We start from the raw sequence: 18,416 nt of genomic DNA on the forward strand, positions 1-18,416 counted from the left end.
AAATCTGGCAGGGCGATAACCTATGATGCTCAGGTTTTGTCAGGGCGAATAGCGCGACCATAGGTTGAACGTAAGGAGCGTTAGGTTGTGAGCAGGGTCGACGATTGTCTTGTCGGCAATTTTTCCAACCGTACGGAGCAAGTCCACCACGAGTTCTGGCGCGCCGGGCATGGAATGCGCTGCGTCGACGCGAATTATTCGGTTGACGACGCGTGTGCGGAGGTTGATGCCTATCGAGCCACGCTGGCTTCAGCGACAACAGAGAAGCCCATGCAGGAGTTTCTTTCCGTGCATCCTCGGATGTTGCTCGGTGAGATCGCCTTCGGGTGCCGATGGGTGATCTCGCAAAAGAATTTGGCAAATAATGGGGTTCCGGACTTTTTGACTGCTCGTGTCAACAGTCTGGGAATTCCGTGGACAATAGTTGAACTCAAGACCCCCAGTGTCGAGAATCTCTTCACTACCAAAAATGTGCCAGGGCGACATCTGGCCGCAGCTATTCAGCAAATCAAAGACTATCGTCGGTGGCTGTATCAGAATCACGACATGGCGACTCGCTATCCAAGTCAAGGCGGTCTCGGATTGATTGGCATCAGCGATAAGGCTGACGGAGTCGTGTACATTGGAAGGGAAGATCAGCGAACCCCATTGGACAGCGAGAGGCTAGCGCAGATCAACTGGGATGAGCGTATCGAAGTGCGCTCTTACGACTCGCTAATTCGTGAAGCGCAGTGGCGTATCGATGCATACCGCAAGCATGGGGCGGATTCCAATTCTGAATGCCCATATTCGAGCGAATTGGGTTAAAGGGTAACTACACTCCCTTGGGTTGAACACGCCTCAAGTAGCATTCCTGACGCCACCTGGCGCGACAGCAATTGAGGTCGTGCTATAGGTCTGCGGATACCGGTCGACCATTGATCTGTGCGATCATGATTCGAACCAGTTGATTCCGGGCGCCGGCCAGTTCAAGTGCGAGATTGTCAAGTGTCTTACGATCGGCTGGGTGGCGAACCTGCGTCTTGTAATGAAGAAGCTCCCAACCCTGGCTAGGATCGTCATTGACCCACATCGCGTGAACCACGGTGTGACGCTTCGTAAGGAGCTGAGCGGCAAGCTCAATGGCTGGCCGAAATGCTTCGCGGTAGACCGGAGCTACATCCTCGATAGCTCGTCGAGCCGCCCGGAGAGGCTCTCCCGGCTTGGCCAGGATGGTGAAAGCGTTGCCGCCGTCCTGTACCGCGCTAACGCTGGCAAGGATAAGTTCCAGATCACCAGCCGCGATCGTCACGCGCCCGACGGCCGCAAGGACGTCCTCTGGCAGTCCATACACTGACTCTCCTAGGGGTCATCGCCGTGAAGCGAGTGGTCGCAGGCTATCAAAATACAATGCGTCCACATGGATAGCATGCCTGCAGGCTAACCGGAAACGGTTTTAGTACCCACAACCCTCTGTGCATCCACGCTGATGGCCTGGAGTAGGTGCAAGGCTTCGACGATATGCTCGATCGAGTCCTCGACGGACAAAGCGTCTTCCGCAAGTCGGTCGAAGATTAGTGCGTACGGCTCCCGTGCTTCCTTGTCTTCGAGCCATATGGAGCTATGAGGATTCTCGATGTAGACGATGTCGTCGAACCTGTCTTCGCGAAACGTCAGGATGCTGAACGAACTTGCCGTGGCCAAACGGCCCGCAGAGTGGCGCGCGACTTGTATTTCGACGTTCGTGCACTGAGCCAGGTCGATGAGCCATACCAGCTGATCGATCACCACAGGCGTATTGCCGGTCGCCGTACAGCTTCGCGAGGGCCACCGTGCGGGGCCTGGTGGTCGCTGCACGCGGCTGGCGGCGGTGGGTGCGGGTGCACGACTATCGCGAAGCTGCGGAGCAGTCCGAGAAGCTGGCGGACAAGTTCGCGGAGATCCGCGGACTCACGTTGTTCCGATGGAAGATCACCGGTGTTGCTCTCGCGGTTTCCGTTGTCTCCCTTGCCATCCTCGATCTCATCTACGGCCATCGGGTGCTGTGGATCGCCGGCGTCGTCGCCTCGGCGGCGTTGGCGATCCTCGGCAGGCAGAAGGACGGGAGCCCCGGACGGAAGGCAGCACTCGCCGGACCGCGCTCGCTCGCGTGGACGATGGACCCGCAGATCCTGGTGGACGCGTTCCGTGACGCGAAGCTGATCGGCAAAGACGAGAGCTTGCGCCTCGTCGAGCGAGCGAAGCATCAGGGCGGGGGATGGGCGGTCACCGTTGACCTTCCTGCAACACGCAAGGCTGCCGATGTCGTCAAGCACCGGGAAGACCTGGCGTCTGCGCTGGCGGTGGATGAGATCCAGCTCAACGTCGAGCGCGTACGCGGCAACGGTGGACATGCTGGACGCGTCGCGATGTGGGTTGCCGATGAGGACCCGTACGCCAAGCCGCCGATTCCGACGCCGTTGCTGGTGGTCGAGCGATGGGATGCGTGGAGGCCGGTGCCGTTCGGGACGGACGCACGCGGCAGGCGGATCACGCTGCCGTTGGTGTGGACGTCGCTTCTGATCGGCGCGCTTCCTCGTCAGGGTAAGACGATGGCCGAACGGTTGGCGGCCGCGGGCTTGATCTTGGACCCGCACGTGCGGCTGTACGTCGCGGACTTCAAGAACGGGAAGGACTGGAAGGCCGCTGAGAAGGTGGCACACCGGTTCATGACGGGCGACGACGCCGAGCACGTGCTCGCGTTCCTGGACTACGGCAACGCCGAGAAGCTGATCGAGCCGTTGGGCGGAGTGATCGTTGACGAGTTCTTCGACGTCGGACAGTCCCGGTCGGTGCCGTGGGAACGACGTCCCGAGGCGTCTCGTCTGCTGGCTGCGCTGAAGGACCCGAACCGGGGCTGGAACGCGATTGTCGTGGGTGAGGGAACTCGGTGCTGGTTCGGCAACCAGTTCTCGTTGGTCGCTCCGAAGTTCGCCGCCTACGGCGTTGATCTGTGGGTTCCGGAACTCGGTGCCAAGTACGACTCGCGCAATCCCTCGCACAAGATGCTGATGAGCATGTTGGGCGGCATCAGGGAGGGCGAGCGCCTTACGGCTACAACGTTGTGGATGGCGGTCCGCATCCGAACCCGAGAAAGGCGGCTGAAGGGGGCCGTCTGCGAGTGCTGGCGATCGACGAGCCGAGCGCGGAGGTCGTGCGCCGGATCTTCGCCCAGTACCTGACCGGTGAGATAGGCGATCGAGCCATCGCGAACAGTCTCAATCGAGACGGCATTCCGTGCCCGTCAGCACGGCGCCCGGACCAGAATCGGCACCGGCTCGCCGACGGGTGGCAGGGCAGCACCGTTCGAGCGATTCTCGACAACCCCCGATACACGGGCTTCGCGTTCTTTGGACGATGGACTCGACAAGAGATGCTGCTCGATCCCGATGACGTCGGCGCGGGGCACGTGGTCCGCTTTCGTCGGTCTGCCCCCGACCGCGTGGTGCGTTCCAGGAAGCAGGCACACCCGCACATCGTCACGGTCGAGGAGTTCGTCCAGTCGCAGTTGTTGCGGCGGTCGCGAGCGGCCGGAGGGTTCTCGGCTGGAAAGAAGCTGGTGCGTGGGGCGAAGCGAACCAAGCGGGTCTACCCCCTTCGCGGTCGTGTGAAGTGCGGGTATTGCACGCGCCGTATGGAAGGAACGCCCACCGGTCGCAAGACCTACTACCGATGCGCACTTCGGACGATGGTCCCAGGGGCGCCCGCGCTGAACGGGCATCCGACGAACGTCTACCTCCCCGAAGACGCTGCGCTCGACCGAATCAATGAGTGGCTTGATCGGCTCTTCGCTCCCGAGAACGTCGACAGCACGGTTTCAGCACTGGCGGCTTCTCAAGACGGTGAGAAAGTCGGTTCGGGAGATCAGGTGGCAGCACGAAAGCGGCTCGCCGACGCCGAAGCGAAGCTACGCAGATTCCAGGACGCCATCGCGGCCGGTGTCAATCCTGAGGCGCTCGTTGGGGCGATCAACGAAGCGGAGGAGAAGCGCGCTGCGGCAGAAGCCGAGCTGGACGGCATGCCGAAGCGCGGAGGTCGACGGAGCGTGGCGGCGATCTACGCGATGATCGACGCGCTCGGCAATGTGAGAGCTATGACACGTCGTGGCGAGCCCGATGAGCTGCAAAAACTGTACGAGAAGCTCGGGCTTGAGACCGTCTACAACGCCGAAGGGCGGACGCTCGATGCGAGCATCCGCCCTGACGTTAGGGATAAAGCTGGTGTCCGAGAGGGGACTTGAACCCCTACGCCCTTTCGGGCACTAGCACCTCAAGCTAGCGCGTCTGCCATTCCGCCACCCAGACTGATGGGGCAAGAATACATGGCCCTCAGCGGCCCCTGAACGCGGGGCTACGATCGCCCGGTGAAGGTGATCGTCGAGGCCGACGGAGGGTCGCGGGGCAATCCCGGGCCGGCCGGGTACGGCGCGGTTGTGCGGGACAGGCTCAGCGGCGAGACCCTGGCAGAGCGCAAGGGGTTCATCGGCGTGGCGACCAACAACGTCGCCGAGTACCAGGGGCTCATCGCGGGGCTGCGGGCCGCGCAGGAGCTCGGGGCCCAGGCCGTCGACGTGCGGATGGACTCCAAGCTGGTCGTCGAGCAGATGTCCGGGCGCTGGAAGATCAAGCACCCGTCGATGCAGCCTCTCGCGCGGGAGGCGCAGGAGCTGGCGCGCGCCTTCGGGGCGATCACGTACGAGTGGATTCCCCGGGAACGCAACCGGCAGGCGGACCGGCTGGCCAACGAGGCCATGGACAACGAAAAAGCCGGCAAGCAGGAGAAGGCCGAGGGCGCCAAGCAGCCGCACTGGAGTGGCGCGGTGGGCGAACCCACGCGGTTGATCCTGTTGCGGCACGGGCAGACCAAGCTGTCGGTCGATCGCCGCTACTCCGGGCGGGGCGACCACCCGCTCACCGAGGTCGGGTTGGAGCAGGCGGAGAAGGCCGCGGCCAGGTTGTCCAAAGTGGATGGCATCGCGGGCATCATCTCGTCACCGCTGGGCAGGGCGCAGCAGACCGCCGAGAAGCTCGCCGAGAAGACGGGCCTCGAGGTCGTCACCCATCAGGGGCTCATCGAGACCGACTTCGGCACGTGGGAAGGGCTGACCTTCGCGGAGGCGGCGAAGCAGGACCCGGAGATCCACCGGCGGTGGCTCGGCGACACGAGCGTGCAGCCGCCGAACGGCGAGAGCTTCGACGAGGTCCACGCACGGGTGCGCAAGGCGCGGACGGAGATCATCGCCCGGTACGGCGGCAAGACGCTGGTGCTGGTGAGTCACGTCACGCCGATCAAGACGCTGCTGCGGCAGGCGCTCGACGTCGGGCCGCAGTTCCTGTTCCGGATGCACCTCGATCTGACCGGTGTGTCGATCGCGGAGTTCTACCCGGACGGACACGCGTCGGTGAAGCTCGTGAACGACACCTCACACCTCAGCTGACCTTCCGCAGGCGCGGGGTCAGCGCTGAGGTGAACCGGTCGGCGGCCGCGTTCAGGGCCGCGGCCGCGCCGGGCGAGCCCACGTTCCGGTCCAGCACGAACTCGCCGCGCACCACCTGGTCGGCGCCCTTCGCGGCGAGCAGCGGGTACAGCGCGTAGTCCATCGCCACCAGGAAGCCCTGGCTGCCGCCCGTCGCCAACGGCAGCACTGCGCGCCCACGCAGCGCCTTCTTCGGCAGCAGGTCGAGCAACGCCTTCACCAGACCGCTGTACGCGGCGCGGTACACCGGTGAGGCGACCACGACGCCGTCAGCCGAGAGCACACCGCTCACGGCGGCGCTGATCTCAGGGTCTCGCAGGTCTTCGGTGAGCAGCGACAACGTCGGCAACGCGCGCACGTCGAGCAACGACACGTGGTGCCCTGCGGCTTGCAGAACCGCGGACACGTGGGAAACCACCAAACCGGTCGGCGCGGCGGGGGACGGCGCGCCGGAGATGATCAGTAGGTCGGACATGACAATGCACTCCCTGAGGTCGCGGGTATGAGCAACTCAGCGGAGGCAACACAGGCTGGCTGCCACGCGGCCGTAGTCGACGTGGCGACGTCGTGTCATGGGTGTGAGTCAAGCAACGTCCGGACCAGTGAACAACCGTTCTCAGCGGCTGGGATATCCTGGTGGGCGCGGATGAGTCGGCAGGGCGGCCGCGGCGGGTCACACCGTCGAGGAAAGTCCGGACTCCACAGGGCAGGGTGGTTGTTAACGGCAACCAGGGGCGACCCTCGGGACAGTGCCACAGAAAGCAGACCGCCCCGGCGAAAGCCGAGGTAAGGGTGAAACGGTGGTGTAAGAGACCACCAGCACCCCAGGTGACTGGGGTGGCTAGGTAAACCCCACCCGGAGCAAGGCCAAGAGGGCACGCAAGTGCCTGCGTGAGCGTTCGAGGGCTGCCCGCCCGATGCTCACGGGTAGGCCGCTAGAGCCTGCCGGCAACGGCAGGCCCAGATGGATGGCCGCCAAGTGGGACGCGAGTCCCATGAACAGGATCCGGCTTACATGCCGGCTCATCCGCCCTCCACGAAGAACGGTGCCCAGGCGGAGATCCGCTTGGGCACCGTCACGTGAAGACGATCAGAACGTCGCGACGTTCAGCAGTCGCTCGTGCGTGCCGTCGGGGTCGGTCGCGGAGTTCCAGTTCGTGGTTCCGGCCGACTGCAGAGCGGACTTCACGGCCGACGGAGACGCGCTCGGGTGGGTCGACTTGTACAGCGCCGCCGCGCCCGCGACGTGCGGGCTGGCCATCGACGTGCCCGAGATCGTGTTGTAGCCGCCGCCCTTCCAGGTCGACAGGATGCACACGCCGGGCGCGATGATGTCCACGTCGGCGCCGTAGTTGGAGAAGTCGGCGAAGGTGTCGTCGACGTCCGCACGGCACGTCGACGCGGCGCCGCCACCCGGCTGGCCGTTGAAGTCGGCCAGCGCGCTCACCGTGATGACCTCCTCGTAGGTGGCCGGCACGAAGGTCGCCGAGTTCGCCGCGCTGTTGCCCGCGGCCACGACGTAGGTCACGCCGGCGGACACCGAACGGCAGATCGCCTCGTGCATCGCGTCCTTGTTGGACCCGCAGGCGCTGTCGCTGCCGGAACCGCCGAGGCTCATGTTCGCGACCTCGATCTCGTTCGCGTGCGCGGTCACGTAGTCGATGCCGCAGATGATCGCCGAGAACGAGCCGCTGCCCTGGTTGTTGAGCACGCGGACCGGCCAGATGCGGGCGCCGGGAGCGACGCCGACGACGCCAGTGGAGTTGTCGAGCGCGCCGATGGTGCCGGCGACGTGGGTGCCGTGACCGTTGCCGTCGTCAGCGCTGCGGCCGGTGGAGCAGTTCTTCGCTCCCGCGGTGTTGACGTTGAGGTCCGGGTGGTCGAGGTCGACGCCGGTGTCGATCACGGCGACGTCCACGTTCACGCGTTCGTCGGTCCCGTTGATCCGGGCGGTCGGACTCTGTTCGGCGTCGATGCGGTCGATGCCGGTCGGCAGGGTCTGCGCGGCGATCGACGCCACGCCGTCCGGCTGCACGAGCGCCACCCGTGGGTCGCGGGCGAGGCGTGCGGCCGTGGCGGCCGTCATGCGGCCCGAGTAGCCGCGCACCGCGGACTCGTACACGTTGTCGACGGTGACGCCGAGCAGGTTGGTCACGCTCGACACGCTGGTGCCGTCCTTCAGCAGCACGATGTATCCGCTGGTCGCGGTGTCGGCGTTGGCTGGAGCGGCGGGAACTGCGGCGGCGAGCAGAGAAGCTGCGAACAGGGCCTTGACTGTGAGTCGTCGCATGGGCTCTCCTCAAGGGGCTGAGCAGGGATCACGATGCTCTCACCCGAACGGTGTGAAGCGTTAGTACTTTCGGGTGTAAATCTGCGAGCGGGTTCGCCGGTATTGATGGAGCTGTGCTCTCCCATTTGGAATGCGCCCGCTGCGGCCTGCGCCATGACGCCGACCAGGTCCAGAACCTCTGCCGTGAGTGCGCGTCACCGCTGCTGGCCCGCTACGACCTCGCCCGCGTCCGCCGGCCCACCGACGAAAACTCGCTGTGGCGGTACCGGGACGTCCTCCCGGTCCGCAACCCCGATCCCGCGTTCAGCCTCGGCGAGGGCATGACCCCGCTCGTGCCGCTGCCCGCGCTGAGCCGGGCGCTGGACGCGAACATCCTGATGAAGGACGAGTCGCTCGTCCCGACCGGCTCGTTCAAGGCCCGCGGCGCCGCTGTCGGGGTGGCGCGGGCCAGGGAGCTCGGCATCGAGGGCATCAAGATGCCGACCAACGGCAACGCGGGCGCCGCCTGGGCCCTCTACGCGGCCCGCGCGGGTATGCGCAGCGTCATCGCGATGCCGGAGGACGCGCCGCTGATCACTCGCGAGGAGGTCGAGGCGAGCGGCGCCGAGCTGCGGATCGTGCCCGGCACCATCGCCGACGCCGCCAAGGCCATCAAGGACGTCGATCTCTTCGATGCCTCAACGCTCAAAGAGCCTTATCGCATCGAGGGCAAGAAGACGATGGGCTACGAGATCGTCGAACAGCTCGGCTGGCGCGTTCCGGACGTGATCATCTACCCGACCGGCGGCGGGGTCGGGCTGATCGGGATCCACAAGGCCCTCGACGAAATGCGCGAACTCGGCTGGATAGAAGGACCTCTGCCGCGTCTCGTGGCAGTGCAGTCGACCGGCTGCGCGCCGATCGTGCGTGCCTACGAAGAGGGCGCGGCCGAATCGACCTTCTGGGACAACGCCTTCACGAGCGCGTTCGGGATCAACGTGCCGAAGCCGTTGGGAGACTTCATCATCCTGCGGGCCATCAGCGAAACCAATGGCACCGCAATAGCAGTCGCTGATGAGCAGATCCAGAAAGATCGAGTGGAGTGCGCGCGACGAGAAGGCGTGTTCCTCTGCCCGGAAGGCGCCGCCACGATCAGCGCCGTCCGGAAACTCCGGGAAACCGGTTGGCTCCAAGCGGATGACGAGGTCGTCGTGCTGAACACCGGAGCAGGCATCAAGTACCCAACTGTCCGCCTCTAGGTACCCGCAATCCCTGGGAGTGTTACAGAATTTCGGCCGTTCGAGTGGTGCCGCCGTCGCAACAGGCCACTCTCGGTATCACGGCTCACGACGCCCAATCCTCCTGTCAGACGGCCGGCCCCTGCAGCCGGTCGTCCCCAAGGGAGGGAAGAGACATGCAACGCAAGCTGACCGTGGTGCTGGCCCTGTCCAGCCTGGTCACCGCCGGAGCCGTCGGGGTCGCGACCGCGGACGCGACGGAGCTGCCGGTCTACGGGGTGAAGAGCTCCGGTCTCGACCAGGAGCAGGCCCAGAAGCTGCAGAGAGCCTTCGGGCTCAAGGACGTCCAGAGATCCGAGTTCGGCGCGGTGAGCTTCGCCGACGAGCAGCGCTACCAGTTCGTGCCCACCGTCGACAAAGGACAGGGCAAGCCGGACGAGGACGGCGAGCCCACGACGCTGACCGCACTCGACCTCGACGCGCTCAAGAGGATCAAGGCCATCCCCACCGACGAGGCGGCGAAGCGGGCACAGGAAGGCCTGAGGGCAGCGGGCGTGCTGCCGGACAACGCGACGCCCACCGCGCAGTACACGACGTTCGAGCTGTCCGACCCCAACGGGCGCAGCGCGGTCACGGCGAACCTCGACACGGCGGTGTCGTACACGTTCCAGCTCGGCGGCATCCCCCTGGAAGGTGAGGGCGCGAACATCCGCGTGTCCTTCGACGCGCAGGGCGTGACGTCGGTCAGCCACGCCGCTCGCACCTACGGCCAGGCGGGCTCGGTCAAGGTGTACGACCTCGCCACCGGCGCACAGCTGTGTTCGAAGTTCCTCGGCTCGCAGGCGAGGGCCGACTACGTGTACGTGGCACCGTCGCTGGAGGACAAGGTCGACCGGATCGAGCCCTCGTTCCGGTGCACCGGAGGCAACGCCGACACCGGCACCGCGCAGGCCATCACCCTGCCCGCGGCGGTCGGAGCCGAGCTGCCCCAGCCGACCGAGCCGCAGCCGCCGCGCGAACAAACCCTGCAGGCCCAGGAGATCCGCGAGGTCGGCATGGAGGGCACCGGCAACTGCTCCGGCCTGCCCAACACCGTGGCCAACGTCAACAGCTTCGACGCCGAGGCCGGTGCCCACGGCATCAACCGGAACTTCAAGTGGCTCGACGGCAACGCGTGGGAGAGCGACTTCAAGGACCCGGCGTTCGCCGGCGGCGACGACACCCACTGGGCCGACGACGTCGACCTGACCTACTGGCAGGGTCACGGTTCCGGCACCGGCTTCTACTTCACCGGCTGCTCCAACCACAACGACACCAAGCTCGCCAACACCGACGCGCGCTGGGGCCAGAACGACGTCGAGTGGATGAGCCTCTTCACCTGCCAGATCCTCGAGGACGTCACCGGCGGCCAGACGTGGGCGCAGCGCTGGGGCCAGGCCTTCCGCGGCCTGCACCAGATCAACAGCTTCACCACGGTCAGCTACAACTCGTCCAACCACGGCGGCAAGTTCGGGCACTACATGTGGCGCAACCCGTTCCTGTGGTGGAACAAGCCGATGAAGGTCCGCGACGCGTGGGCGCAGGCCAGCATCGACACGCAGCCGGCCTCCGTGCGGTGGGCCACGATGGGCGTCTACAAGTACAACACCGGTGAGTACGTCAACATCGACGACTACTTCCACGGCAAGGGCCCCGTCGGCCCCGACCTGCTCCCGAGCGGCTGGTTCTGGCGGATCTCCGGCGCCTCCTAACCGAGGTCCCGCGCCCTCAACCGCACCATCCCGAGTGAACCGAGGACAACAGCCACCGCCGCGAGCCCGAACAGGGGCGCGGCGGTGAGCTGTTCCCCGGTCAGCACGCGTGGCAGGAAGTGGAACGGTGACATCAGGTTCGCCACCTCGTAGGGGATCCCCAGCGACGGCCCCACGATCTCACCGAACATGTTGACCGCCAGCCACACCACGAACGAGATCGCCGCCGCCGCGCGTGGCACGAACCCCACCGCGAGCATCGCCACGGCACCGACGACCAACGCCGGCGGCACCTGCAGCAACGCCGCTGTCAGCACCTGGAGATCACCACGCCCTGCGGCAAGTCCGGCGGCCGTCATCATCACCAGAGTGCCCGTCACCGCCACCGCGAGATGCCCCGCGGTCCACCGCATCCGGCCCATCGCGGTGGACAGCAGCAGCTCCGCCCGCCCGCTCGTCTCGTCCGCGCGGATCCGCAGCACCGCGAGCACCGGGAACAACGCCGCCGTCCCGCCCAGGCTGACCAGCACCATCCACAGCAACGTGTCCCCGATCTCGCCGGACCCGTAGCGCCGCAGGAACTCCCGCATCACCGGCGCGGCGCCGTCGATCGTGCCGTGCATCCCCGCCGCCACAGGGCCCATCGTGGCTCCGGCCAGTGCGAACGCCACCGTCCACCCGATCAGCTGCGTCCGGTGCACCCGCCACGGCAGGCCCACCTCCCCACCGGCGGGCCCCGGCCGCGCGGCGACCACGCCCGCCCCGAAGTCGCGGCGCAGGTTCAGCCAGAACGCGAGGACCGTCAACCCCGCGGCGGCCAGCACGGGCACCACGAGCACCCATCCCGACACCAGGGCGAGGTGGCTCCACCCGGTGGGCGAGAACCAGCGCAGCCACAGCACCCCGCTGCCGTCCGCCGCGAACCGCACCCCGTACGTCACGCCCAGCACACCGCACGCGATCAGCCGAGCCGTCGACGAACGCTCGGTGAGCTGCGCCGCCACCCCGGCCACGGCCGCGAACACCAGACCCGGCGCGGCCACCGCGGCCCCGAACCGGATCCCGCCGATCATCGCCACCAGCACACCGGTCAGCAGACTCGCGCCCATCGCCAGGCCGATCGCGGTGGCCAGCGGCGCGAGCCGGGAGACCGGCGTCGAGCGCAGCAGCTCCTGGCGGCCGGACTCCTCCTCGGCCCTGGTGTGCCGCACCACCGTCAGCACCGCCATCAACGCGGTCAGCGTGAACGCGACGTCGGCGATCTTCCACATGATCAGGCCGGGCAACGTCGGCGCGATGAGCTGTCCGGTGAACGCGGTCAGTGCCGCGTTGCCCGCCACGTCACGGGCGAAGGCGAGCGCCGCCTCCTGAGTGGGGAACATCCGGCCGTACTGGGCGGTGACGCTGAGAACCACACCTGCGATGAGCGCGACCCACGCCCCCAGCACCACGCGGTCACGACGCAGCAGGAACCGTAACATGGTTCAGAAGCTACACATCATTCACAAGTTTGTGAAGACTCACCGCTTGGCCGGGCGCCCCGAAGGCATCCTCAACACCGGTCGGAACGGCTCCCCGGCGTTGTAGAGCTCCTCCAACTCCGTCACGTAGGCGAGCACCGCCGGATTCACGATGTCGGCCAGCGACCGCACCCCCGCCTGAGGCTCGTAAGAAGCCAGATAGGTGGCCGCCGCACGCGCGCGCTCCAGCACGGACCGGTCGAAGTTGATCGTCCGCTGGACCCGGCGCCGGGATTGCGGAGGCTCCCCGGTAGGCTCGATCACGCCTGGAGCACTAGGGGAGGCTGTGATTCCGTCCACACTTCCGTCCGGCACGAGGTCAGGTTCGAGCATCGGCGAATCTCCTCGGAGTCGTCGCTCCGGACCGTACCCGCGGCGGGGTCGCGAACCGGCCGATCTGGGCGTTCACATGGGTGGACACGTGCGCATGTTTGAGACGCACGCACTGTGTGTGACCAGGGCGTTCGCAGTCGGGTGAACATTGCCAGCGACGGAGAGAATCTTGGTCCTGGTGTTCCCCACTGACGTCTCCTCAGTGATGATGTGTCGGCCAGATTAGACGTAATCTTTCCCAGAGGGAACGGCCAGATGATCTACCGCCCGCTCCAACAGCTTCACACGTCGTGACGAACTCGTGTTCTACTCGTAGCGCAAGCCCGAGCGCACTCTGGAGTACCAAATGACCGCCATGGACCTGGTGACACTCGCTCAGCAGCAGCCGCAGGCCCCGGGCACAAGCAACGTCCGCGACTGGATCCTGGGCAACATCGTCCCGCTGCTCCTGCTGACCGTCGCGCTACTGCTGCTCTGGCTCGGAGGTGGCAAAGGTGACAACGCGGGTGTCATGCGCCGCCTCGGCGGTGTGATCGTCGCGCTGGCCATCATCGGGCTCGCGGTCACGACCGACGCGGGCAAGAACATCGGCCAGTGGCTCGCCGGTTTGTTCGTCGGAGGCTGACACGTGCGGGTCCGCACTGACGACGAGGTCTACCGGGTCGACGCCGTCTGGCTCGGCCCGCCCAAAGCGACTTTTCCCTGGCGCGCGCGATACGTCGCGTGGGGCGTCGGGATCGTCGTTTTCCTCGTCGTACTCACGATCGAGCGCCAGATGGGCATCGGGTTCGGGTTCTTCTCGACCGCGTGGGCCCTCGTCGCGACGATCATCCTCACGCGCTTCATCACCCAGCGGATCAGTCACGAACGGCCGCTCACGGCCGTGGCGTCGATGTGGGTCCGCGAGCTCACCGCACCTCGAGAGCGCACGGCAAGCACCGGCGGAGCGGCCAGTGCCGCCCGGATCCGGGTCAGTCCGCAGCGGCCTCGTCCCAAGTTGAGCAAGAAACAACGGGCGAGACAGCAGGCCCAACGCCGGACGTCAGCCAGCCGTAAGAAGGAGGTTCGCGGTGTTCGGACGCCGGCGAGACCGTGACCGTCGCTCCGCCCAGCACATCGCCCAGCACGCCGCCGCGGACCCGCGCGAGCGTGACCGGGCCGCGTATTCGAAGCGCGGCCGTCGCCTGCCCGGCGAACAGGCCGTGCCGAGCTACACGCCGTCGATCGCCGCGCGCAGCATCGACGGTCACCTGCTGCGCACCGGCCAGGAGGTCTACGCCTGGTACCGGCTCGCGCCGCAACGCTGGTCGTTCCGCAGCGACTCGCAGCGCCAGGACCTGATCGCCGCGATCGCGGGCCAGTACGCCGAGCTGCAGGGCCGCTGGATGCACCTGCGGGTCACCACGCGGCCGTACCCGATCCGCATGTGGGCCGAGGCGCACGTGCACAACGCCGTCAAGCGCCTGCCGGACACCCCCGGCACGCTGTCGTTCGACGACTACATGATCGGCGAACAGCAGCAGCTCATGGGCCGCTCGATGGCCGAGAAAGAGGTCTACCTGGGCGTCCAGGTGCAGACCCGCAACATGATGGACCGCGCCGTCGAACGCGCCGCTCCCGTGCTGCGCAAGGTCTTCCCGGACGCCGTCGACGCCGAACTGGTCGCGCTCGACTCCGAGGTCGAGCACCTCGACCAGGTGATCGGGTCCGCGGGTCTCGAAGGCCGTCCCGCGACGGCCGAGGAGATGTCCTGGCTGATGCACAGGTCGTGCTCGCTGGGCCTGCCCGCGCCGCGCAACCTGCCCGCCGTGCCGGGCGCTGCCTGGGAACCGGAGGACCTGGCGTCGTTCACCGACGCCGCGGACTTCCACCAGGAGCCGTACTCGCCGACGGTGACCGTGCGCGGTCGCACCGGCTCGAACGCGGGCATCAAGCGGCACGTCGCGGTGCTCACCGTCGGGCTGATGCACGGCCTGCAGATCCCCGAGGTCGACGACCCGTGGGTGCAGCGCGCCGACCGGCTCCCCGCGAGTGTCGAGTGGTCCGCTCGTATTTACGTGCGCAGGCCGGAAGAAGTCTCGGGCGAGCTGTCGCGGCAGATGAGCAAGGTGCGCTCGCAGGTCCGCCACTACACCGACGAGCACGAGCTGGAACCGCCGCAGTCGCTGGCCCGCCAGGCCGGTCGCGTGCTGGAGATCGACGACGAGATGACGTCGGGCTTCACCGCTCTCGGCACCCGGGTGCGCAGCTGGTGGCGGCTCGCGGTCAGCGGTCCGACCGAGCGTGAGGCGCTCCGGCTCGCCCAGTCGCTGCTGGAGCTGTACAAGCCGAAGATCGCGATCGACCACCCCGAGGCCCAGTACGCGATCGCCCGCGAGTTCATTCCGGGCGAACCGCTGTCGAACAGCGCGTACCTGCGCCGCGGCAGCGTGTTGTGGGCCGCGAGTGCGGTGCCCACCGCCACGGCCGAGGTAGGCGACCGGCGCGGCATCCTGCTCGGCGAGACCGTCACGGCCACCCGCCGCCCGGTCGCGTGGGACCCGTGGATGGCGCAGGAACTCCGGGACGCCTCGGGTCTGACGGCGATGGTCGCGGGTCTGGGTGCCGGTAAGTCGTTCCTCGGCGGCGGCATGGTCTACAAGACGCTGCGGGCCGGCGCGCACTGGACGTTGCTCGACCCGTCCGGACCGCTGTCGGCACTCTGCGACCTGCCGGAGCTGCGGCCGTACGCGCGGCCGATCAACCTGCTCAACGCCCAGCCCGGCATCCTCAACCCGTACCGGGTGGTCGCCGAGCCGATGATCGAGCACTTCCTCGACGAGGACGACCCCGAACGGGCCTGGCGCCGCGAGAAGGCACTGGCGGCGGCGACCCGTCGTCGTCTGGTGCTGGACGTGCTCACGGGTCTGCTGCCGTTCGAGGTCGCGCGCCTGCCGCAGACGCGCATCGTGCTGCTGCGTGCCGTCCGCACGGTCGGTGGCCGCTTCGACGCCCACCCCGGTCTCGTCTTCGAGGCGCTGCGCCGGGACGCGTCCGAACACCACGAGCACGCCGTCGTGGTCGCGGACTTCCTCGACGAGATGCGCGAGCGCATGTCGTTGCTGATCCCCGAGGAGAACGACGACCCGTACAACGAGCAGCGCGACGACCGGCTCACCGTCCTCACGATGGCGGGCCTGAACCTGCCCAAGGACGGCGTCGGCCGCGAGCACTGGACGGACGCCGAATCGCTCGGCGTCGAGATGCTGAACCTCGCCGCCTGGCTCACCCAGCGGTCGATCTACGACCGGCCGAAGGACCAGCGCAAGGGCGTCTGGATCGACGAGGCGTTCTTCCTCTCGGAGGTCCCGACCGGTCGCGTGCTGATGAACCGCTTCGCACGTGACTCGCGAAAGTGGAACGTCCGTGTGCTGCTCTCGTCCCAGATCCCCGCCGACTTCCTGAGGATCCAGGGCTTCGTGGCACTGCTCGACTCGGTCTTCGTCGGCCGGCTCGACGACGACCAGGCCCAGGCAGATGCGTTGCGGCTGCTCAAGGTTCCGATCGGAGCCGGGTACGAGCAGGTCGTCGCGTCGCTCGGCCGCCGCCCCGGTGGCGAGCGCACCGCGACCGAACGCGACCGCGCGCCGCGGCAGTTCATCTTCGGTGACGGCGCCGGTGGCGTGGAGCGGATCCGCATCGACTTCAGCGGCCCGCACCTCGAACACCTGCGCAACGCCCTCGACACGACGCCCGATGCCAAGCGCGGCAACGCGAACGGCAACGGTGAGCTCGTGCCGACGGACGAGCACGCGGCTGCCCAGCCGCCCGCCTACGTGCCCGACGAGATCGACGACGAACTGGCGGCGGACATGGAACTCGGACTGACGGAGGACGAGGCCCACCTGGTGGGCCACGGTGACGGCACCAACCGCCACCACGGCGGCGCCGCATGACGGCGCTGACGATCGTGCTCGCGATCGCCGCCTTGCTCTGGGCAAGGCGGCGGTTCGGCCCAAAAATATTCTATTCGGGCACGTCAGCGAAGTCCCGCTCGGTCATGGCGGTGTCCGTGATCCTGGCGCTGCAGGTGGTGATCGGCGCGCCGGCACACGCGCAGGCCTGTGGCGACCCGCCGAACCCCGAACGTCCCGGCGCGGGCATGGTCGGCGCGCTCGACCCGCCGGTCGGCAACGGCCTGCCGGGTTCGCCGTACCTCGACTACGGCTACGCGGGCATGGTCTGGCACTACTACCAGTCCAGCTGCACCATCCCGAACGCCAGCGCCACGCTCGACACGTGGGCGGGCAACGAGTTGTTCAGCGTCGGCAAGAACATCGTCGGCGCCACGAACGCGTTGCACTACACGGTGATGGGCCGCGGTCTGCTGGTGCCGCTGGACGACGCCGTGAAGAACGGCGTGCAGAAGGTCTACGACAACGTCTACCTGCGCTGGTTCGGACTGGTCGCGCTGATCCTCGCGATCCTGATGTTCCGGCAGATCTGGACCGGCGACTTCGCCACGATCTCCAAACGCGGGCTCTGGGCGTTGGCGGGGATGTGGCTGGCAACGTCCACATTGGCGTTGCCACAGTTCTACAACCTCCTCGACAACACGCTGGTCTCGAAGACTTCCGAGATCCAGGCGGGGTTCATCGAGGCACCGGAAGAGCAAGGCACACTTCACGTTCTGCCGACGAAACTGCACGACGCGGTCGTCTACCAGAGCTGGCTGCGCGGTGCGTTCGGCACACCTGAGGCACCGCAGGCCGCCGAGTACGGCCCGCGCATCCTCAAGGCCCAGGCCTGGACGACGGCGGAGATCGCCGAGCACAAGGACGCGGACCAGGCGGCGCTGACCGCGAAGAAGGCCGAGTGGAAGGCCCTGGAAGGTCAGCTCGGCACCGCGAAGGGCTACTTCGACGGCACCGACGGCAGCCGCACCGGCGCCGGTTTCCTGTCACTGCTGCAGGCCATCGCGTTCTCGCTGTTCCAGTTGTTCGCGAAGGCCGCGGTGCTGCTGGCCCAGCTGCTGCTGCGAATTCTGACGCTGGCCGGACCGCTCATCGGTCTCGTCGCGTTGCTGCACCACGACCTGCTGCGCAAGGTCGCGCGGGCGGCCGCCGTGACGGTGTTCAACGTGCTGGTGCTCGCGGTGCTCGCGGGTGTCCACGCGTTGCTGCTGCAGGCGATCTTCAACGCGACCGGGCTTTCGTTGCTCACCAGGACATTGCTCGGCCTGATGCTGACACTGGTCTGCTTCGTCATCGGAAAACCGTTGCGCCGCATGTGGCAGATGGTCGAGATGTCGGTCGGTTCCGCGGGCAACGTGCTGCCGATGAGCGGTGGCATCTGGTCGAAGATGGTGGGCAGGAAGAAGCCGACCGGCCCGACGCCGCAGGACGAGTTCTGGGACTCCGTGCGGGACAACGACATCGACGGCGAACAGGTCCCGCAGCGCGGCCGTGGCCGGGTGCGCCCGGAGGCCTCCAGCCCGGTCATGGCGACGGCGCAACGGCTCGACCGCGACTCCCAGCCAGGACAGATCGTCAGCGGCGGGGACGGCTACGGCGTGCGTGCGGGTGCGCTGCCAGGGGGATCGGGCCCGGCGGCGTTGCCGGTCGGCCGGTCGCGCGTGGTCGACAGCCCGCCCGTCACGGACCGGCAGTGGGACCGGGTCGACGACTCGGTGCTCGTGCCGTCGCGTTCCAACGGTTATCAGGGGCCGGTGCAGGAACCTCGCCGGGCCGAGACGGAAGTGGTGGCGGGACGTCCGGTGCACGTGATCTACCGACCTTCGCGCGGTTTCGAAGTCAGGGACAACTGAAGGGA

Annotated in this window: 15 protein-coding genes, 1 tRNA gene, 1 other RNA gene and 1 pseudogene; 12 read left to right on the forward strand and 6 right to left on the reverse strand. The window is 67.0% G+C overall.

Features of this window, described 5'->3' with window-relative positions:
• Positions 1 to 87 precede the first annotated feature (87 nt).
• Together B0F77_RS02280 and B0F77_RS02285 are read left to right on the forward strand one after the other, a co-directional pair.
• A complete protein-coding gene (locus tag B0F77_RS02280) occupies positions 88 to 807 on the forward strand; it encodes a Shedu anti-phage system protein SduA domain-containing protein (RefSeq protein WP_086661063.1) in 720 nt (239 codons plus the stop codon).
• 199 nt (positions 808 to 1,006) lie between these two features.
• Positions 1,007 to 1,336: a hypothetical protein gene (locus B0F77_RS02285; RefSeq protein WP_143466531.1), complete on the forward strand. Its 330-nt coding sequence runs from the start codon at positions 1,007 to 1,009 to the stop codon at positions 1,334 to 1,336.
• Between the two features lie 83 nt (positions 1,337 to 1,419).
• On the opposite strand, the gene B0F77_RS02290 is transcribed toward B0F77_RS02285, so the two are convergent.
• Positions 1,420 to 1,767: a Scr1 family TA system antitoxin-like transcriptional regulator gene (locus B0F77_RS02290; protein ID WP_143466532.1), complete on the reverse strand. Its 348-nt coding sequence runs from the start codon at positions 1,765 to 1,767 to the stop codon at positions 1,420 to 1,422.
• A gap of 14 nt (positions 1,768 to 1,781) precedes the next feature.
• Here B0F77_RS02290 and B0F77_RS49600 point away from each other — a divergent pair.
• Positions 1,782 to 2,771: pseudogene (locus B0F77_RS49600) on the forward strand (cell division protein FtsK); the annotation flags it as partial.
• Between the two features lie 368 nt (positions 2,772 to 3,139).
• Positions 3,140 to 4,258 (forward strand): recombinase family protein, encoded by a 1,119-nt coding sequence (locus B0F77_RS46900; protein WP_245847776.1) that lies wholly within the window; start codon positions 3,140 to 3,142, stop codon positions 4,256 to 4,258.
• On the opposite strand, the gene B0F77_RS02305 is transcribed toward B0F77_RS46900, so the two are convergent.
• Positions 4,237 to 4,322 (reverse strand) — tRNA-Leu (locus tag B0F77_RS02305). The two genes, B0F77_RS46900 and B0F77_RS02305, sit on opposite strands and share 22 nt — an antisense overlap.
• 65 nt (positions 4,323 to 4,387) lie before the next feature.
• Here B0F77_RS02305 and B0F77_RS02310 point away from each other — a divergent pair.
• Positions 4,388 to 5,455 (forward strand): bifunctional RNase H/acid phosphatase, encoded by a 1,068-nt coding sequence (locus B0F77_RS02310; protein ID WP_086661098.1) that lies wholly within the window; start codon positions 4,388 to 4,390, stop codon positions 5,453 to 5,455.
• Here the strand turns inward: B0F77_RS02310 and B0F77_RS02315 are convergent.
• Positions 5,448 to 5,969, reverse strand: a complete 522-nt coding sequence (locus tag B0F77_RS02315) for an NAD(P)H-dependent oxidoreductase (protein WP_086661067.1) — start codon at positions 5,967 to 5,969, stop codon at positions 5,448 to 5,450. The two genes, B0F77_RS02310 and B0F77_RS02315, sit on opposite strands and share 8 nt — an antisense overlap.
• A gap of 172 nt (positions 5,970 to 6,141) precedes the next feature.
• Between B0F77_RS02315 and rnpB the strand changes: the two genes are divergently transcribed.
• Positions 6,142 to 6,524: RNase P RNA component class A (rnpB, locus tag B0F77_RS02320), an RNA gene on the forward strand.
• 60 nt (positions 6,525 to 6,584) lie between these two features.
• Here rnpB and B0F77_RS02325 read toward each other — a convergent pair.
• Positions 6,585 to 7,784, reverse strand: a complete 1,200-nt coding sequence (locus tag B0F77_RS02325; protein WP_086661068.1) for a S8 family peptidase — start codon at positions 7,782 to 7,784, stop codon at positions 6,585 to 6,587.
• Between the two features lie 113 nt (positions 7,785 to 7,897).
• Here B0F77_RS02325 and B0F77_RS02330 point away from each other — a divergent pair, with 113 nt between their 5' ends.
• Both B0F77_RS02330 and B0F77_RS02335 read left to right on the forward strand, forming a co-directional pair.
• A complete protein-coding gene (locus B0F77_RS02330) occupies positions 7,898 to 9,022 on the forward strand; it encodes a threonine synthase (protein WP_342746766.1) in 1,125 nt (374 codons plus the stop codon).
• A gap of 155 nt (positions 9,023 to 9,177) precedes the next feature.
• Positions 9,178 to 10,752: a DUF6345 domain-containing protein gene (locus B0F77_RS02335; protein ID WP_086661070.1), complete on the forward strand. Its 1,575-nt coding sequence runs from the start codon at positions 9,178 to 9,180 to the stop codon at positions 10,750 to 10,752.
• Here B0F77_RS02335 and B0F77_RS02340 read toward each other — a convergent pair.
• The gene (locus tag B0F77_RS02340) at positions 10,749 to 12,233 is read right to left on the reverse strand and encodes an ABC transporter permease (protein ID WP_086661071.1); all 1,485 of its coding nucleotides are present in this window, start codon (positions 12,231 to 12,233) and stop codon (positions 10,749 to 10,751) included. The two genes, B0F77_RS02335 and B0F77_RS02340, sit on opposite strands and share 4 nt — an antisense overlap.
• A 39-nt stretch (positions 12,234 to 12,272) precedes the next feature.
• Positions 12,273 to 12,536: a hypothetical protein gene (locus tag B0F77_RS02345; protein ID WP_245847777.1), complete on the reverse strand. Its 264-nt coding sequence runs from the start codon at positions 12,534 to 12,536 to the stop codon at positions 12,273 to 12,275.
• 415 nt (positions 12,537 to 12,951) lie between these two features.
• On the opposite strand from B0F77_RS02345, the gene B0F77_RS02350 reads away from it, so the two are divergent.
• Genes B0F77_RS02350 through B0F77_RS02365 form a run of 4 tightly spaced genes read left to right on the forward strand, consistent with a single transcriptional unit; the run spans position 12,952 to position 18,411 of the window.
• Complete coding sequence (locus tag B0F77_RS02350; protein WP_169730872.1) at positions 12,952 to 13,230, forward strand: hypothetical protein; 279 nt, start codon at positions 12,952 to 12,954, stop codon at positions 13,228 to 13,230.
• A 3-nt stretch (positions 13,231 to 13,233) separates the two neighbouring features.
• Positions 13,234 to 13,701 (forward strand): hypothetical protein, encoded by a 468-nt coding sequence (locus tag B0F77_RS02355; RefSeq protein ID WP_086661073.1) that lies wholly within the window; start codon positions 13,234 to 13,236, stop codon positions 13,699 to 13,701.
• Positions 13,676 to 16,540: an ATP-binding protein gene (locus B0F77_RS02360; RefSeq protein WP_143466533.1), complete on the forward strand. Its 2,865-nt coding sequence runs from the start codon at positions 13,676 to 13,678 to the stop codon at positions 16,538 to 16,540. Before B0F77_RS02355 ends, B0F77_RS02360 begins: the two co-directional genes overlap by 26 nt.
• Positions 16,537 to 18,411 carry a hypothetical protein gene (locus B0F77_RS02365; RefSeq protein WP_086661074.1) on the forward strand — a complete coding sequence of 625 codons (1,875 nt, stop codon included), beginning with the start codon at positions 16,537 to 16,539 and terminating at the stop codon, positions 18,409 to 18,411. The genes B0F77_RS02360 and B0F77_RS02365 overlap by 4 nt, the downstream gene beginning before the upstream one ends.
• The last annotated feature ends 5 nt before the right edge of the window (positions 18,412 to 18,416 follow it).

This window comes from Lentzea kentuckyensis, assembly GCF_002150765.1.
Taxonomy (GTDB): domain Bacteria; phylum Actinomycetota; class Actinomycetes; order Mycobacteriales; family Pseudonocardiaceae; genus Lentzea; species Lentzea kentuckyensis.

Bases quoted from the DNA above. Each gene is read 5' to 3' on its own strand.
- B0F77_RS02315 (WP_086661067.1), bottom strand. From the start codon at position 5,969: ATGTCCGACCTACTGATCATCTCCGGCGCGCCGTCCCCCGCCGCGCCG.
- B0F77_RS02325 (WP_086661068.1), bottom strand. From the start codon at position 7,784: ATGCGACGACTCACAGTCAAGGCCCTGTTCGCAGCTTCTCTGCTCGCC.
- B0F77_RS02335 (WP_086661070.1), top strand. From the start codon at position 9,178: ATGCAACGCAAGCTGACCGTGGTGCTGGCCCTGTCCAGCCTGGTCACC.
- B0F77_RS02340 (WP_086661071.1), bottom strand. From the start codon at position 12,233: ATGTTACGGTTCCTGCTGCGTCGTGACCGCGTGGTGCTGGGGGCGTGG.
- B0F77_RS02350 (WP_169730872.1), top strand. From the start codon at position 12,952: ATGACCGCCATGGACCTGGTGACACTCGCTCAGCAGCAGCCGCAGGCC.
- B0F77_RS02365 (WP_086661074.1), top strand. From the start codon at position 16,537: ATGACGGCGCTGACGATCGTGCTCGCGATCGCCGCCTTGCTCTGGGCA.